A 17024-nucleotide genomic window follows, 5' to 3' on the forward strand; every position below is an offset into this window, starting at 1 on the left:
TGTTACGCGCGACAAAGTGGATGGGGCTGCTTTCTGTTAAGGGCACCATCCCAAAAATGAATGTGGAGCGATCCATAATGACGAAGTTTCGTCCCTTACACGACCGGGTAGTTGTCCGTCGCCTTGAAGGCGAACAGAAGACCGCTGGCGGAATCATTATTCCTGACACAGCGCAGGAAAAGCCTATGGAAGGCGAAGTGGTTGCAGTTGGTCCGGGTGCCCGGAATGAACAGGGCCAGATTGTGGCGCTTGATGTTAAGGCTGGTGACCGTGTCCTGTTTGGCAAATGGTCCGGCACAGAAGTGAAGATCGATGGCGAAGAGCTGCTGATCATGAAGGAAAGCGACATCATGGGCGTGGTAACCGCCTGATTTTGCGCTGATCCACATTATTTAATTTCAGAACGATCTTCACAGGAGAAATTCAATGGCTGCCAAAGACGTAAAGTTTGGTGCAGACGCACGCCAGCGTATGCTGCGCGGTGTGGATATTCTGGCTGACGCTGTAAAGGTAACGCTGGGCCCCAAAGGCCGTAACGTGGTGCTGGACAAGAGCTTCGGCGCTCCCCGCATCACCAAGGACGGTGTTTCCGTTGCCAAGGAAATCGAACTGGCTGACAAGTTCGAAAACATGGGCGCTCAGATGCTGCGTGAAGTTGCATCTAAAACCAATGACATTGCGGGTGACGGCACCACAACGGCTACGGTTCTGGCTCAGGCTATCGTGCGTGAAGGCCACAAGGCTGTTGCCGCTGGCATGAACCCAATGGATCTGAAGCGCGGGATCGACAAGGCTGTTGCCGTTGTTATCGAAGAGCTGAAGAAGAACGCCAAGAAAGTTACCACCCCGGCGGAAACCGCTCAGGTTGGTACGATTTCTGCAAACGGTGAATCTGAAATCGGTCAGATGATCTCCGAAGCCATGCAGAAAGTTGGCTCCGAAGGCGTGATCACGGTTGAAGAAGCCAAGCACTTCCAGACAGAACTGGATGTTGTTGAAGGCATGCAGTTTGACCGCGGCTACATCTCTCCGTACTTCGTGACGAACCCGGAAAAGATGACAGCGGATCTGGAAAACCCCTACATCCTGATCCATGAAAAGAAGCTGTCTTCCCTGCAGCCCATGCTGCCGCTGCTGGAATCCGTTGTTCAGTCCGGCCGTCCGCTGCTGATTATTGCAGAAGACGTTGACGGTGAAGCTCTGGCAACTCTGGTTGTTAACAAGCTGCGCGGTGGCCTGAAAATTGCTGCTGTTAAGGCTCCGGGCTTTGGTGATCGCCGCAAGGCTATGCTGGAAGACATTGCTATCCTTACGGGTGGTCAGGTCATCAGCGAAGATCTGGGCATCAAGCTGGAAACCGTTACCCTGAACATGCTTGGCACCGCCAAGAAAGTGCACATCGACAAAGAAAACACCACCATTGTTGATGGCGCTGGCAAAGCCGATGACATTAAGGGCCGTGTTAAGCAGATTCGTGCGCAGATCGAAGAAACGTCTTCCGACTACGATCGTGAAAAGCTGCAGGAACGTCTGGCCAAACTGGCTGGCGGTGTTGCCGTGATCCGCGTTGGTGGTTCCACCGAAGTGGAAGTGAAAGAACGCAAAGACCGCGTTGACGATGCCCTGCACGCAACCCGCGCTGCTGTGGAAGAAGGCATTGTTCCTGGTGGTGGCACGGCTCTGGCCCGCGCTACGCTGAAGCTGGAAGGTCTGCACTACCACAATGATGACCAGCGCGTTGGTGGTGACATCATCCGCCGCGCACTGCAGGCTCCTCTGCGCCAGATCGCTCACAACGCTGGTGAAGACGGCGCTGTGATCGCAAACAAGGTGCTGGAAAATAACGACTACAACTTCGGGTTCGACGCTCAGGCTGGCGAATACAAGAACCTGGTTGAAGCCGGTATTATTGACCCGGCCAAGGTTGTCCGCACGGCTCTGCAGGATGCAGCATCTGTTGCTGGCCTGCTGATCACCACGGAAGCCATGGTTGCAGAACGCCCGGAAAAGAAAGCCGCTCCGGCTGGCGGCCCTGACATGGGTGGCATGGGCGGTATGGACTTCTAAGTCTTACATTATAACTAAGAAGTCTTTTAAACTGCCTGACGGGTGGAGGGATTATATCCCTTCACCCGTTTTTATTTGCATACGGCTATAATTAAACCCAGTGTTTTGATAAAAAGTATTGGATGCTATAAAACTGCGTAAAGATTTTCACGGGCAACTACTTTTAGTACCCCATTCGTCAGGTGCAGGCAAAAATGCTGGAAACAAAAACTTTTCGTGGGTTACCTTTTTCATTATCTCCAGCGCTCACAGAAAAAGTTTGGAATTTCCGATCAGAGTCCACGCAGATCCAGCAACTTTTTCTAAGCCCTTCAGGACGTATAAAAGAACCCGACAGCTCCAACGCATGGTTATGGAGGATTGAAAACCATCAGCTCCTTATCCTTGCAAACGATGGAGATCTTGCATGGCAGTCAACTGGCATGGAATATCGGGATGATGGAAGATTAGTTATTTTTCTCGAAACCCCAAAGCACGACCTTTGCGCCATTTTAGAAGAGCAAGCACCTTCATCTAAGCCTCTCCTCCCCGAAAAAACTACGGATTCTGCTCTTCCCACACAAAGCATGGAATCTACAGAATTAGAGGATTCTGAATTTATATTCCCCAGCAATCTAGAAATTGTTCCTACAAAAGTGAAAAAAGTGCTGATTATAGGTTCCAGTATCGGTGCTTTATGCCATGAACAACTCACACAACAATATCTAGATATTCGGTTTGATTTTATACCCTATGAATTTGTATCTCCGCTGCCTACAGCCTTACCTATTCCGTTAGAAGATTATGATTTTGTATATCTCCAGCCTTCTTTGCGCTCTATTTTAGGTGATGATATTATTTGGGGTGCGCGTTTTAATACGCCAAATTTTGCACAGAATATTCTAACGAATGCTCAAGAGACACTTAAAAACTTTATTCAGCATGTTCTGGATTATGCCGCTTTATCCGACACACCTTTGTTGGTTTCAAACTTCCTAACTCCGCAGATCCCTCCCCGGCCTTTTTCGCGGGATCGCGGCGTTGATATGTCTGTATCCACCATTATTCAAACACTAAATATTCTACTTTCTACAGAATTAGATAATCATCCCTTAATAAAAATTTTGGATATAGAAGCAGTCACTTCCATTGTTGGTAAACGTTATATTCAAGATGATACAATATATTTTAACACCCATAATGGGATCATCTTTCAGGATTGGGATGATTTTGGCCCCTTTGAACAAGGCGGCCCTCTCCCAGATCTGCAAACAATTTATCCCAATAAACATAACACTATAGGAACACTCCTTTTCCGGCAGATGATATGGGGGCTGCGCACCCTATGCCAGACTGACTGCGTTAAAACAGTTATCTTCAGTCTAGATAATACGATATGGCGCGGAAAACTCTCAGAGGATGCTTCTGGCGGCCAAACTTTGCCCATGCCAAGGCAAGATGGCTGGCCAATGGGTATATGGGAAGCAATCCAGTATTTGCGGGGGCGTGGCATAAAGGTTTGTCTTTACGCAGACGGGAATGAGGCAGACATACAAGCTCAATGGGATAAAATCATTGAACCCAAATTTTTGGCTTTAGAAGATTTTGATTACGTTGCCATTAATTCTGCCCCCATAAGCAATATTATACCTGATATCTGCTCAAAATTTTCTGTACAGTCGGCAGAAATTGTTTTGGTTGATGCTTCCGCCATACGTAGAGCAGCTATTACAGAAACTTTTCCTGACATACGCACCATAGGAAAAAACCCTTATCTTACGAGGCGTATCCTGCTTTGGGCAGCAGAAACACAGGCAAATTTCAAACAAACTTTGCCCCATAAAACAGAAAAACTAGAAACACCACCAGCACCTTCTGCTGTAATGCAGGCTCCAGCCAGCAATTTTACACCACAATCACTAAAAATGTTGCAGTTTATGGAATGCAAGGTTTCCCCGCATAAAATTATTTCATCCGATGATAAGCTTTTAGAAAGCCTGCCTTCTTTAATTAAAAACTCCCTTACATCGAAGGCAGAAGATGTAAATATTACTCAGGAAACTGTAAATTCTTTTACATCCATAGACTCAAAAAAAATGCTCTTAATCTTCTCAGTAAAAGACAGATTTGCTGATTACGGCCCTTCTGCGGCCATTTTTATTGATGATCATGCTATAAATCGTTTCATTTTATCTGCACGCGTACATGGAATGGGCACTGAAAACTTTATGCTTTCTGAGGCTGCACAACTTATTCGCAATCAGTTTGGTGAAGGCGATATTACAATCTCCCTCCCCATCACATCCAATATTTCCTTATTCCGAAATATGTACGCGCAAGCAGGTTTCCTGCCCAAAGACCATAAAGATGGTACTGAGGTATTTTATTTACCTGCAGGCCTATTACCCCCTACAAGCCCGCATGTTTCTTAAAATAAAAACTCAATATTAGATAACGTCTGTTTATCTTATAGAGAAAATTCACGGATCAAGGCTAAAAAGCGTTGCATCTTTTTCGGGTTCGGTAAACAACAAAAGAACCATGTGAAACAGGAGTTTGAGGAGGTATTAGTAAAATGAAAAGACTAATTATGGATTTGGATGACACTCTAACGCTTACAGATGCATCAAAGTCCTACTCTGAAAAAAAACCTAATATTGAAGTTGTTGAAAAGCTACGCGAATACAAGCAGGCAGGTTTTGAAATTGTCATTCAAACTGCTCGTAATGTACGTACCTATAACGGTAATGTAGGTAAAATAAATGCAAACACGTTGCCCGTTATCATAGACTGGCTGCGCAAGCATGATATCCCTTTTGATGAAATCTATGTCGGCAAGCCATGGTGCGGCACTGAAGGCTTCTATGTAGATGATAAAGCTATCCGTCCTGATGAATTTTTGAAATATTCCTCCGAAGAAATCAGGAAACTCCTGAACATCGACAATTAACCGATGGAATATCCATGACGTCTTTTTCCCTCATCCTGTCTGGTGCATATGTTGACCAGGAATTGGCCATTGAATTTGGCCGTATTCCCCCTTCCTTTCTACCTATAGGTGTTACACGTCTTTACGAAACCCAGATTAAAGCATTGTCTAAACTGGGTTCTGTCTATTTGACACTGCCTGAAGATTTTAATGTTCCGCATTATGACATGCAACGATTAGAAGAGTTGGGCGCAATTATTGTGCGTGTTCCCAGCCATCTGTCGTTAGGCAATTCCATCATCTATGCACTGAACTACATTGAAACTTCAGCTGAAACCTTGCATCTACTCCACGGTGATACGCTTGTAGAAGGATTAGACCTTGAACAGGTTGATGCCTTGGCAGTGCACCATGAAAGTGATGATTATGCTTGGGCTTCTGTTAGCATCCAAAAAGACAATACTGTCTCAGACTTGCAGGCAATCCAGTTAGAAGCAACCCCACCACAACCCCAGCATATTATTTGTGGTTACTTCTGTTTTTCCAAATCTCGCCATCTTGTACGGGCGCTTACGCGCGCCGGAGGAAGCTTTATTAAAGGTATCGCCTTATACGCAAAGGAACATACCTTAAAAGCCATTTACCCTGAGAAATGGTACGATTTTGGGCACCTGCAAACCTACTTCCGCTCACGCCGCAGTGTCACAACACAACGCGCATTCAATTCTCTCTACATTGATGATCGCATTGTGCGCAAATCCAGTGATGACCGTAAAAAAATGCATGATGAAGCCACATGGCTCCAGAATGTACCGGCGGATATTAAACCATTTACAGCACGTCTTTTAGATACGTCTGAAAACTCTTACACAATAGAATACGAATACGCGCCAACCTTGTCGGAATTGTTTGTTTTTTCCAGCATAGGCAAAGCTACATGGGAAAGTATTCTAGAATCATGCTTTGAATTTCTTTCCATTTGCCAAAAGCATTCTACGCCTGGAATCAAAGGCAATGATATTCTCAAGCGCCTTGCAACAGACAAAACCTATGATCGCATTGCCCAGTATTCTCAAGTAACAGGGTTTGATATTAATCATCCACTGATGCTAGATGGTAAAAAATTACCCTCTCTTAAACAAATTGCAGATGAAATGATCAGCAATATTGATCTTTCGTCTGATCGTAATGCATCTATTATGCATGGAGATTTCTGCCTTAGTAATATTCTTTACAACTCCCGTGCACGCCGTATTTGTACAATTGATCCGCGCGGTTATATTCCTGTTACTGGCTCAAGCATTTTCGGCGACATTCGATATGACTTTGCCAAACTATGGCACTCATTCGGAGGGCTATATGACCTGATTATTGCAGGCCATTATCTTTTTGAGGCTGAAACTCCTTATAATTTCAGCATCTCCTTCCCATCAGGACCGCATCATGAATGGGTGCAAGCTGATTTCTTGCGCAGGCTCCCTAACAACATAAGTAAAACTGAAGTCAATTCTTTAACTGTTTTGTTGTTTATCAGCATGCTGCCACTACATGCAGACAGACCAGATAGGCAAAAAGCTTTTATCGCCAATGCAGCCCGTCTTTATCAGCTTATATAAGGAGTTTTGTCCATGATTGTTATACCTATGGCAGGTCTATCCCGTCGATTTACAGAAGCTGGGTATAAATTACCTAAATATATGCTGCCTGTCGGCGATAATACTGTTTTTTCTCTTGCTGTTGGAAGCTTTAAAAATTACTTTGCACAAGAAAAATTTGTTTTTATTGCACGCGATGTAGAAGATACAAAAAACTTTATTGCCAAAGAATGCCAAAAAATGGGCATTAAGAACTTTGAAACAATCATTCTTGATGCCCCCACAAAAGGACAAGCAGAAACAGTTGAGCTGGGCATTGTAGGGAGCCAGTATCCTTTAGAAACCCCGCTCACTATTTTCAATATTGACACATTCCGCAAAAATTTCTCTTTTCCTTCTGAACCTTGGTTTGCTCATTCAGACGGCTATCTGGAAGTATTTAAAGGAACCGGACAAAATTGGTCTTATGTTGGTCCAGAAAAAAATAGTAGTGAACCGCGAGTTATTCGCACAACAGAAAAAAATCCAATATCTGACCTATGTTGCGATGGTTTGTACTACTTTGCACGTGCCTCTGATTTCCTATGGGCGCTAGAGGAAGAAAAAAAAGTTCCTTCTATGCCTGAACTTTATATTGCTCCACTTTATAATCATCTTATTAAACGCGGATCTTCTATTCATTATGAAATAGTCGATAAAAATGATATCATATTTTGTGGGGTTCCCAAAGAATATGATGATGTCCTAAAAAATATCTCTTCTTAAAAATATTCTATTTTACTCCAATCAGTAGTAATATTATAAATAAATATTACTACTGATTGATGAATTTTATTAACCATCGAAAATAATTTGCTATGTTGCCGATTATAGTTATGGCATAAACAGGCCCTAGCGGAACGGCATTGATTTTCGTAATATCCCACAGAGAAAATGATAAAGGCAAGTATGATGGATTACGAAGAAGTTCTAAAAAATCGACAAGAGGTTCTAGATCTTGTTAACGCAGGAAACATACAAGAAGCTTTTTCTCGGTTAATTGAATGCTCTTATACTTGCCCTGAAGATAATAGCCAGCACTCTGCAGCCATTAAAGCTATTCAGGAGCAAATCATTGAAGGCCTTATCCGCCTAACGTCAGACCAAAACTATCGTGAAATTTTCATTATTCTCAATCGCCTCATAAGCTTTTTTGGCCTTAGTCATCGTCTTTGCCTCGAAATCGGGCTTCTTAATCTATCACGCAAGATTGACCTGGATTTCCAGATACAGTTTTTAAAAAGTTTACCACCAGAAATACTTAATGATCCCATTATCCAGATAATCCAAGCAGAAACATTGCGCTTGACGAATAATCCTGCCGCAGCCTGCACAATTTATAATTCCCTCCCCCCGCGTGAAAGTTGGTGGCCCTTTGACCCTTTGTGGGAAAGTCTGACACAAGGGCTTACGAAATATTTACTGGAAATCAATACAAAGTTTCTTCACAGGCAGGCAACAAATTCTACAGGATGGCATATGGAACCTCATGCCCTTAACGCTCTCATCGCAGGCCTTATTCGACCCAATTCTGGAAATGCTAACGATTTCCGACACCACATCGAAAGAATTATGTGGCATACCCCCGTCCCGAACACGGATGTTGGTGGTTTAACTGTTGCATTTCTTGCTACGCATATCACGGACTTGGACCCTGACAGAGCTGCCATAGTCTTTCATTTGGCCGTCTCCTTTGAGAAGCGGCATGAAATTGATCTTATCCTACAAAAAGAAGAATTTATTGTTACAAAACTTGCTTATCATCCGCTTTTTATAAAATATTTTGATATTTTTTCTCAGAAAAACCTTTCTTACCGAGATAAATTTAATGATATTCTTGATATATTCCTCAAATCTTCTTTCTGCAAAAATTTTGTAGAAGGAGATATGAAAGCTTTTAACTTTAGCGCCTTGTTCAGCACGAATGTATGGGCAACAGAAGTTCTTTCTCGCTACAGGAAACGCCTGCCCCTACAAAGTATTCGGGGGGTGCCATTCCTTGCGCAACCACGCCATGCCATTTTTCCTAAAGTAGGGGGAGAAAACCACCTCTTTATTGGTATCTTTGGCCAAATGCGTGATCCACGTGGCAGCTTTTCCAAAGTTATGGAATATCTCTACAAAGATACACAAGATTGGCGGGCTAAAGGCAAAACGGTTAGCATCGGCATTTCCACGTGGGATCAGACGGGGCAGAAAAAGATTGAAGATGGAAGCCCTACAAGCGAATTTGCTCATCGGGTTCCTGAACCTATCAAGAAAATTCTAACCGAACATCATATCCATACTCTGGCAGAGCTCCGTAATCTTCTACCATCCACGGCAGAAGCCATTCAGAAAGCGTCTTATTCTAATGAAACTGTAAGTCTGGAACTTCTTCACGAAATTGCCCAAAGTTGCGGTTTTGATAGTTCTGATATTTTCATTAATATCTCTACAGAAAACCAATATATGGATGATATCGGACGTGAGTTCCGTGCATTTTACAAAAATGCTGGCTCGGGCGTGGAAAATCAGGCGCGTATGTGGCACCGTATTGCGGGTTTATATGATCTGACACACCAAGCTACAGAACGAAAAGGTGCGGCTATAGGCACAATGGCACTTATACGTCCTGATGTGCTATTCGAGAATTCTTCCATTTCCAATCTGGCAACAACCACTGCTGCTGAAACATCAGCGCCTACAGCGGTATGTGACTTTGATCCACAAGCATGCTGGATTGAAGGGGTAGGAGACCGTTACTTCGCGGGGAGCGCTCAGGCCGTAGCAAGAGCTTTTGATGCCAAAGACCTGATCCTACAAATTATTCGGGATCCCGCATTGTCGGAACTCTATCATGATCGGCCTTTCTGGCACCGTTTTGCACAGACCGTTTTTTACGAAAGCAATGTGTTCTTGCAAAGCTCCACCGCCATTCATATGCGCTTTCTAAGACAGAATATTGATCTTAATGTTCTGAAAGCCGCTTTAAAAGCCGATTACGAGCAGACGACAAATGAAAGCATAAAAAAACTTATCCAAGACCACATATAAGTTACTTTATATAGTTGTTCTAGGCAGATCAAAATATTCTACCTAGAACAACTATTTATTGAATTTTTTCTAGATGGATATTCATATGACCCAAAATATATCTTTATCCTTAAATTCATTACTTGAAAAAAATTCACAAACATCATCACAATCTAAAAAAACTCTCCAAATTCCATCGGAATCTTCTATTCTTGAAAGTACGCATGGAAGTGGTTTGGGCTCTGTAAACTGCCTTATTTTGCAAGGAAATGCCAAGGTTCAGAACTGTCGGCGTAAAGGTATTCATCCAACCCATTTAGCGCCACCATCCATGTTTTCAGCTACGGTGAGACCAGAACATCTTACAGCTTTCCATAAAGCTTGTCGGGAAAAACAAGCAACCGTTATGGTTATGGGAGATAGTATATTTGCAACCGCAAGTGATATGGTTTGCCATACAGAGAATGCTACTTACGCATGGCTGGAAACACTCCAACAACAACTTCCACATGTAAGATTTACATTTATCAATGCGGCTGCGGGGGGACGATCTTGGAAGGATATGAACTCACAAGCTACTCCAGCACCAGAATGGATAAATCCACCACCAAGCATGAATTGGAAAGAAGCTGTCCGACACTATCAGCCCGATCTGCTTCTTCTGCATAGTGGCGGCAATGACGTTGGAAGCTTTAACCCCCTTGATGTGAAAGAATTAATCGCTTTCTTTTTAAGCGCCCCTAAACCACCATCAATTATTTTAGGCTTAACGCATCATCCTTCCCAAGCATCCACCATTAATGGTTATGCGACACAAGAATATCAGGAAGGTCTGGACGGAATTATCAAGTGGTTGCGCACATATGCGCAACGAGAGGGATTTGGTTATCTGGATTTTCACCGTTGGCATAGCATGCGGCGTGATGGATTTGACCCCTGTGAACTCACTCTTACGCGTGTGCACCCCGAAGAAGGGTCCGGCCTCTCATCCTTTGGCTCTTACATTTCGGAAACTCCGCATAATAATTGGGATTTCCCTACCTGCGAAAACAAACATCATATTGCTGCCAATAATTGTACAGATTTTGCGCTTGCATTCGAATTAGAAAAAAAGCCTGCTTTCCTTTCTCTCAATCTCAGTTCTGGATATTCCAGCGCATTTCATCCACCTTACTCTAATAAACTGCATGTCTTTTTTGACGATGACAGCGGTTGTATTGCTTATTCTTGGAGTGATGGCACACACCCGGATGAAGATAAAAAGCGAATAACAAATATTCCTATTCCATCTTTCCCTGCTCTTTTTAATATTATGGTTAAGGGAAGCCGCCTTGTCTTTTCAATATGGGTGCCTCTTTCGCATACAAACTGGCAACCAGAACATCTCAACACCCTAGGCACAGGTTATCAATATGTTTGCGATGAAACTATAATTAGATTTGGAAGTCCCTTCACCCCTCGCCTAGAATGGGCTGGCTACAATAGATTGCGCATTTTTAATCTCTGCGTTGCCAATGCTTCTGTGGTGAGTGAAAATGCAGTCAGAAATATGCCAGATCGCACAGATAATGATTTGTATGAACACACCTACGCAGCCGGAGGTTCTGGGCATTATCATATGAATGCTTATGGCGTGCGAGATATTCTTACCCCAGTATTTAGAGCGCAAAATTGGGGCGAAAATGGCTTTCCAACATAGCAATTTAAATATTCACTTCGAATAGTAAAAAATTCTTATTTTTTATAAAAGGATACCATCATGAATATCAAAAATTCTCTTATCTCTATGAGCGCTCTTTTATTTCCTTCTGTTGGATTTGCACAAACAGTCTCGCATTCCGTTTCAGAATATTCAACAACGTCTATTGTGCCCTGTATATGGGTAAAAGATGCCACAGGCAGTGGATGGCAAATTGGTGATATAGCAACCGTTTATAATGATGGCTCTGTTATAGAAATTACAAAAGTTAACAAAAACGGATCTATTGCAGATTTTATTGTAAAGAAATATGCAAAAAATCTCAAAAACTACCAGGGGAAGCAGTATTGGAGCCCTAATCCTCATGCTCAAAATGATGCAGATCCGCTCCATAAAGCAGCGTGTTTTCGTGTAAACACAACTTCTCTCAATGTCCTTTCTGCAGAAACGTCTCAAAGTATAATGACTGACGTAAAAACTTCTGCAAAACAAAAAAATATCCAAACACTATTTGATCTCGTCTTTTCCTCACCTTCTCCATATTTTTATTTAGATAAAACATTAAGCTATTCTTTTGAAAACGGCCCTCCCCTTACACTTCCCAATTATCTAGATAAATCAACAACGCCCTATACATCAGCATCTGCCGTCATCAACATGATAGAGGCAGATACTTCCATGTTTCCTCAAGCCACGTTCTCAGGTCTTTCCTTTCCATACGCTGGAGACAGTTTTCCCACTCTAAGTGTTCCTCCGCGGGATTTACCAACTCTGACACTAGGCCGTATTGATCAAGGTCGTGTTGACAATACAGCACCTTCTTTCTCGATTAATTACGTAAATAATGATCCAGTTCATGGTAGAAATTCCATAGACCATATTAATAAACGTAATATTGATATTAATACGATTATTACCCCACAGGCGATTTCTTCAACGCGCAGCTTAAGCAACTTTCTTGAAGATGATGGAATGCAAGGATACGGACAGCAAAACTATGCTTTCCAAAATGTTTTACACAAAAAAGGCTTGAGCTGGTCTTGGGCGACAGCTGAGGAACTAGATGAAACCCAAGGGCTCGATTATACTTACGGAGATCGCAATGCTCCATCATTCGGGCAGCTTTCAACTGTAGAATTTGTAGCAGAACACAACTTAAATGCTGTTGGTTATGATTTGGCTGCCACGAGCTATGATGCACAAACAGCGCACCGCATCAATCAACTCGCATCCAATGGCCTTTGGGAACAATATGTGCCGTTCTGGAAACCAGATACCCCCTTCGCCCCTCACCAGATGATTCGTGTTGTAGATCCACGTTCCGGCATGCAACATCTATTTGTAAGTGACCAAGGCGGCACAAGTGGCGGGATTTTGCCTCGTTTTGAATTTACTGGAACACGCAAGATTAACGACGCATCGGTTAAATGGTTATACCTTGGTCCATTAAAAGCACAAATCGGCCTTGCCTTTTCAGCTTCATCTAATTGTCATATCCCTACATATCCTGAGAACTACAACGGAAATAAAGTACCTGCCTGCTCAGAAATTGGCGCCGCTTTTGCTGCTCCTGCACATATTTATAATACGGTTTTTGATGCTTCCGCTTCTGTATTCGTTCAACCCGGCATTCACTCATGGGCTCGAACTCAAGCAGACACTTATCTAGATTTGACCGCAGATAGTACTTCTTCTGGTCTTAATAAACACATTTTGGGCTATGACAGCAAAGAGCATGCCTTGCAATATCGTGTAAAAACAGAAGAAAATAATAAAACTCAAAATAATAATCCAATATTTTCTGTAAAAGACACTGGTGAATTAACTACTCAGTCTTTAACTACAAAACATGATGCAAATATCAATGGCAAAGTCACCATTGGGGACACCCTTAAACTACCATCCAAGAGCAAAGAGGAAATAAAACAAATTACATCAGCAAAACCTGGAGAAATTATTTACGATACAACAGATGATGCCCCGGTAATTTACACAAAACACGGCTGGAAGATTATTCCATTAATAAGTCTGAAATAATACGATCCATGTTATTAAAATATTAAATAATCTGCGTGACAATATCATGGGAGGTTACTTATGCTCTATCTTGCATACTTGGTATAGTACCTCCTTTATGATCAATACCCATCCTGCTTTTTAGTGTATAAATAGTGTTGTTTACAATTGCTGAAAACATTTTATAATCGAAAAAGGTAGAAATCTTTCCTTATAGAGAATCTTATATGCTTACTCCAATAAATGAAATTCTAACCATTGAACAATTAACCGGTCATTCTTGGGCTTGGGGGCCAGCCAACCATCCTGTGCAATCTACCACATTTGGATTTGCCCCAGATGGCCTTATTACAGGGTGGGAAAATCATCCCCAAGAAATAAGCTGGAAACTTGATAATGATGGCTTAAAAATATTTTCTGCGGAAGGCAAGTGTTCTTGGATATTTAATATAGCCGATAAATTAGGAGACGAAATTCGCCTATTTGGCAGTTGCCAGCAATCAGGCTTTCAATATCTGGTTTATCAGCTCATTGCGCCGTTGGCCCTTCCCAAAGCTAAGGAAGAAGGCATCCGCTTGGTTATCTGGGATCTAGATGACACCTTCTGGACCGGTACTTTGTCTGAAGGTGAAATTACCCAAATTCCAGAAAACATTAATATTGTAAAAGAATTAAACCGCAGGGGGATTGTAAACGCCATCTGCTCTCGGAATGATTTTTCGGATGTAGAAAGCAAGTTAAAAGAACTTGGTGTTTGGGACGAATTTGTCTTCCCGCGCATTGAATGGGGGCCTAAAGGCCCGCTAATTAAGGACATTGTTGAGCAAATTCAGCTACGTCCCGCCAGCGTTTTATTTATTGATGATAATGTCACAAACCTTAATGAAGCCCTGCACTTTGTTCCGAGCATTAACGTAGCTGAACCAACCATCATCCCTACCTTATTGGCAGACCCCAAGTTTAAAGGTAAGCCCGACCCAACTTGCAAACGCCTTCAACAGTATCGTGTGCTGGAAGCAAAGCAGAAAGATAAGTCTGCTATGGGTGGCGATAACATCAGCTTTTTGCGCGATAGTAATATCCGCATTAGTTTCCATACGGATATTGAACAGCAATTCCCGCGTATTCATGACCTTGTAAACCGCACAAATCAGCTGAATTTTACAAAAAAGCGCTGGCCGGAAGATATTGAAGAAGCGCGAAAAGTTTTTGAAGCTGAATTACAGGAAGAGTTCAATAGCAACGTAGGTTACGTAAAAGTATCTGATGCTTATGGTAACTATGGAATTTGCGGTTTCTATTTCATTCAGCGTGATACTTGTAAGCACTTCCTGTTCTCATGCCGCACCATGAATATGGGCGTGGAGCAAGCTGGAGACCCGCAAAAACCGGGTAATTTCTGGCGAAGCGGGCTGGCTTGATGACGTTGAGGTGTTGCGGGGCGCACCAAGGGTATCGTTCGGACCGATTTCCACGATGCCCGGAGTTGATTCCGCCGGTTTTGCCGACTTGCAGACAGAGTCAGCCTGCGGTTTCTAGACGCTCGTGGAAGATCAGCCGATTAAAGTTGTAGGCCAGGTTGCAAAGGGTCAGTTTCGCCTCAGCGCGGGCGAGGCCGATGGTGCGGATGAACAGGTTGAACCGGTTCTTCTGATGCGCGAAGACATGCTCAACATGCGCACGGATCGAGGATTTGGCGGCATTGGCCCTCGCGGTTGCCTTCGACATCGGCTTGCCCATGGGTTTGCGCCGATGAATACGGGACGTGAGCATCTGGTCCGACAGCCACTTCTCGTTGCGCCTGGATCGATAGGCACTGTCTGCCCAGACCTCTGAACTGGTATTGTCCGTGCTGACGACCTGCCGGAGAAGACGTCCGTCCGGCGTTGACGCCGAAGTCACCGCCATGCCCCGGATGAAGCCGAAGCGTCGGTCGATGCTGATGTGGGATTTGTAGCCGAAGACCGGCAGGGCGATCATGGGGAGTGGCGTCCCATCTGCCCGATACCGGACTTTTCCGCCGACCTTGATGGTCCAGCGCGCGTCGGTATCCTTCTGTGCTGCCTTGTTCGGCTCGTCCGGCCAAATGTCTCTGGCGCTCTTGCCCGACTTTATCGCTTCGCGTTCGCCCTCGGTGTTCCGCTGTCTTGGCGCAGGCACCAGCGAGGCGTCCACGATCTGCCCGGACATTGGAATGTAGCCCTTGTTCTGGAGTTGCCAGTCAAAGGCCTTCATCACCCGCCTGAGCGTTCCCGTCTCGGTCAGGCGATTGCGAAAATGCCGGATCGTGTTCTCGTCCGGCGTTCGATCCCCAAGCGACAGCCCCAGAAAGCGCAGCCAACTCAGCCGATCGCGGATCATGAACTCCATCCGGGCGTCTGACAGATTATGCTGCGCCTGCAGGATCAGGGCCTTGAACATCATCACCGGATCGAATGGTGGGCGGCCGCCTTTGCGACCATCGCCATACCCAAGCCCTTCGACCAGCCACGCCCGGAAATACTCGAAATCCACCGTCTCCTGCAAAACCTCAAGCGGATCGCCCTCTTTGCTCAATGCATTAAGGTGATCGCTCAAACTGAACAGGGACTTGGGATCCATAGCAGGCCTCCGTGATCGCGTAACTTCAATGAATCACCATAGCCGTCCAAATGCTACCAGTTTTTGCGGGTCTCCAGCTGTATGGCAAAAACTTGGACGCAAACATATTGATATCCAAGGTAAAGTAGCTAGCCGCCTAGATATGCCTCTGGTTGATTGGGTAAGCTTTGTACCTGATATTGACAATGCAGATAACAGTATAGCTGGCGCAGCATCGCGGCCTACAGTGTGTTTGCGTGGCGCTTGTGATATGATGATGACAGCGCACTTCCTGCGGACAGATGTAGAAACCAAAGAAGAATTCAATTACCCGTATGAAGGCTGGGAAATTGCGACGACCCTACGTTCTGCGCTTGTCAATGAAGCACTGGAACGTCCGATCAACCGCCAAATTATTGCGGCACTTCCTGGTATTCCTGAAAATAGGTTTGCCACTGCCGCTTGGGATGAAACGGCGGATGTTTATGTATTTACATTTGGCCAAGAAACTTTTCATGGGCTCTACCGTTCTAAAACCACAGGCATGACTATCCCTATGGGAACTTACGCGCTCCCATATTACTTGCCCGGCGGCCCGTTTGAGAAGTTCGATTACACCACCGTTCCTTATGAGGAAATTCAGGACAAACTTCCCAACACGACCAGGGACCAGTGGAACTTTTTTAGATCAGAATTTTCATTTGTTGGTGGCTTTAACAAAGATATCTTTGTTAAAGACTTGAGAACTCTATTCAGCCGCCTAAAACGTGCTGGAAAGACCATTATCATTGTTGGCCTAAACAGCCGAGTGGGACGAGACTTGGGTATTCTTTCTGCTTTTGGTCAGATTAACGAACTGACACTACCTGTGGCCCGCGAATTTGGGGTTGATTTCCTGGATGCGCATCAATTTGTGAAATCTGAAAATGATCTGGCAAAAGACGGAAGTTTTGGCGGTTCTCATTATGAGCGCCGAGTATATAAACAAATATCTGATGCCATTTTGAGTATTGTGCACGACAAAATCAAAAATATGAAAACCATTTCCTCTTACTAAGTAAACACAACACTCCTTGCCTGATGATTATTACTTCAGGCAAGAAGT

General features: G+C 44.0%; 12 protein-coding genes. 11 read left to right on the top strand and 1 reads right to left on the bottom strand.

The window, feature by feature from the left end:
- Positions 1–77 precede the first annotated feature (77 nt).
- The 10 genes from groES (at position 78) to WG31_RS09545 (ending at position 14760) form a co-directional block, all read left to right on the top strand.
- The gene (gene groES / locus WG31_RS09500) at positions 78–371 is read left to right on the top strand and encodes a co-chaperone GroES (protein WP_026019247.1); all 294 of its coding nucleotides are present in this window, start codon (positions 78–80) and stop codon (positions 369–371) included.
- A 55-nt stretch (positions 372–426) separates the two neighbouring features.
- The gene (groL, locus tag WG31_RS09505; protein ID WP_006116437.1) at positions 427–2067 is read left to right on the top strand and encodes a chaperonin GroEL; all 1641 of its coding nucleotides are present in this window, start codon (positions 427–429) and stop codon (positions 2065–2067) included.
- Between the two features lie 194 nt (positions 2068–2261).
- Entirely contained in the window at positions 2262–4478 is a 2217-nt protein-coding gene (locus WG31_RS09510; RefSeq protein WP_063354373.1) for a hypothetical protein, read from the top strand.
- Positions 4479–4621: 143 nt separating this feature from the next.
- Positions 4622–4996: an HAD family hydrolase gene (locus WG31_RS09515; RefSeq protein ID WP_006116435.1), complete on the top strand. Its 375-nt coding sequence runs from the start codon at positions 4622–4624 to the stop codon at positions 4994–4996.
- A 14-nt stretch (positions 4997–5010) separates the two neighbouring features.
- Positions 5011–6591 (top strand): hypothetical protein, encoded by a 1581-nt coding sequence (locus WG31_RS09520; protein WP_063354374.1) that lies wholly within the window; start codon positions 5011–5013, stop codon positions 6589–6591.
- Between the two features lie 12 nt (positions 6592–6603).
- Positions 6604–7335, top strand: coding sequence for a glycosyltransferase family 2 protein (locus tag WG31_RS09525; protein WP_063354375.1), 732 nt, complete (start codon positions 6604–6606; stop codon positions 7333–7335).
- A 183-nt stretch (positions 7336–7518) separates the two neighbouring features.
- Positions 7519–9645: a hypothetical protein gene (locus WG31_RS09530; protein ID WP_245191493.1), complete on the top strand. Its 2127-nt coding sequence runs from the start codon at positions 7519–7521 to the stop codon at positions 9643–9645.
- Between the two features lie 85 nt (positions 9646–9730).
- Complete coding sequence (locus tag WG31_RS09535) at positions 9731–11323, top strand: SGNH/GDSL hydrolase family protein (RefSeq protein ID WP_245191494.1); 1593 nt, start codon at positions 9731–9733, stop codon at positions 11321–11323.
- Positions 11324–11383: 60 nt separating this feature from the next.
- Positions 11384–13360 carry a hypothetical protein gene (locus tag WG31_RS09540; RefSeq protein ID WP_063354377.1) on the top strand — a complete coding sequence of 659 codons (1977 nt, stop codon included), beginning with the start codon at positions 11384–11386 and terminating at the stop codon, positions 13358–13360.
- 206 nt (positions 13361–13566) lie between these two features.
- Positions 13567–14760, top strand: a complete 1194-nt coding sequence (locus WG31_RS09545; RefSeq protein ID WP_245191495.1) for an HAD-IIIC family phosphatase — start codon at positions 13567–13569, stop codon at positions 14758–14760.
- A 100-nt stretch (positions 14761–14860) separates the two neighbouring features.
- Here the strand turns inward: WG31_RS09545 and WG31_RS09550 are convergent, their stop codons facing one another.
- Entirely contained in the window at positions 14861–15940 is a 1080-nt protein-coding gene (locus WG31_RS09550) for an IS5/IS1182 family transposase (RefSeq protein ID WP_063354378.1), read from the bottom strand.
- A 28-nt stretch (positions 15941–15968) separates the two neighbouring features.
- Between WG31_RS09550 and WG31_RS09555 the strand changes: the two genes are divergently transcribed.
- Positions 15969–16976: a hypothetical protein gene (locus WG31_RS09555; RefSeq protein WP_209439340.1), complete on the top strand. Its 1008-nt coding sequence runs from the start codon at positions 15969–15971 to the stop codon at positions 16974–16976.
- The last annotated feature ends 48 nt before the right edge of the window (positions 16977–17024 follow it).

This window comes from Acetobacter oryzifermentans, assembly GCF_001628715.1.
In the GTDB taxonomy this organism is placed as follows: domain Bacteria; phylum Pseudomonadota; class Alphaproteobacteria; order Acetobacterales; family Acetobacteraceae; genus Acetobacter; species Acetobacter oryzifermentans.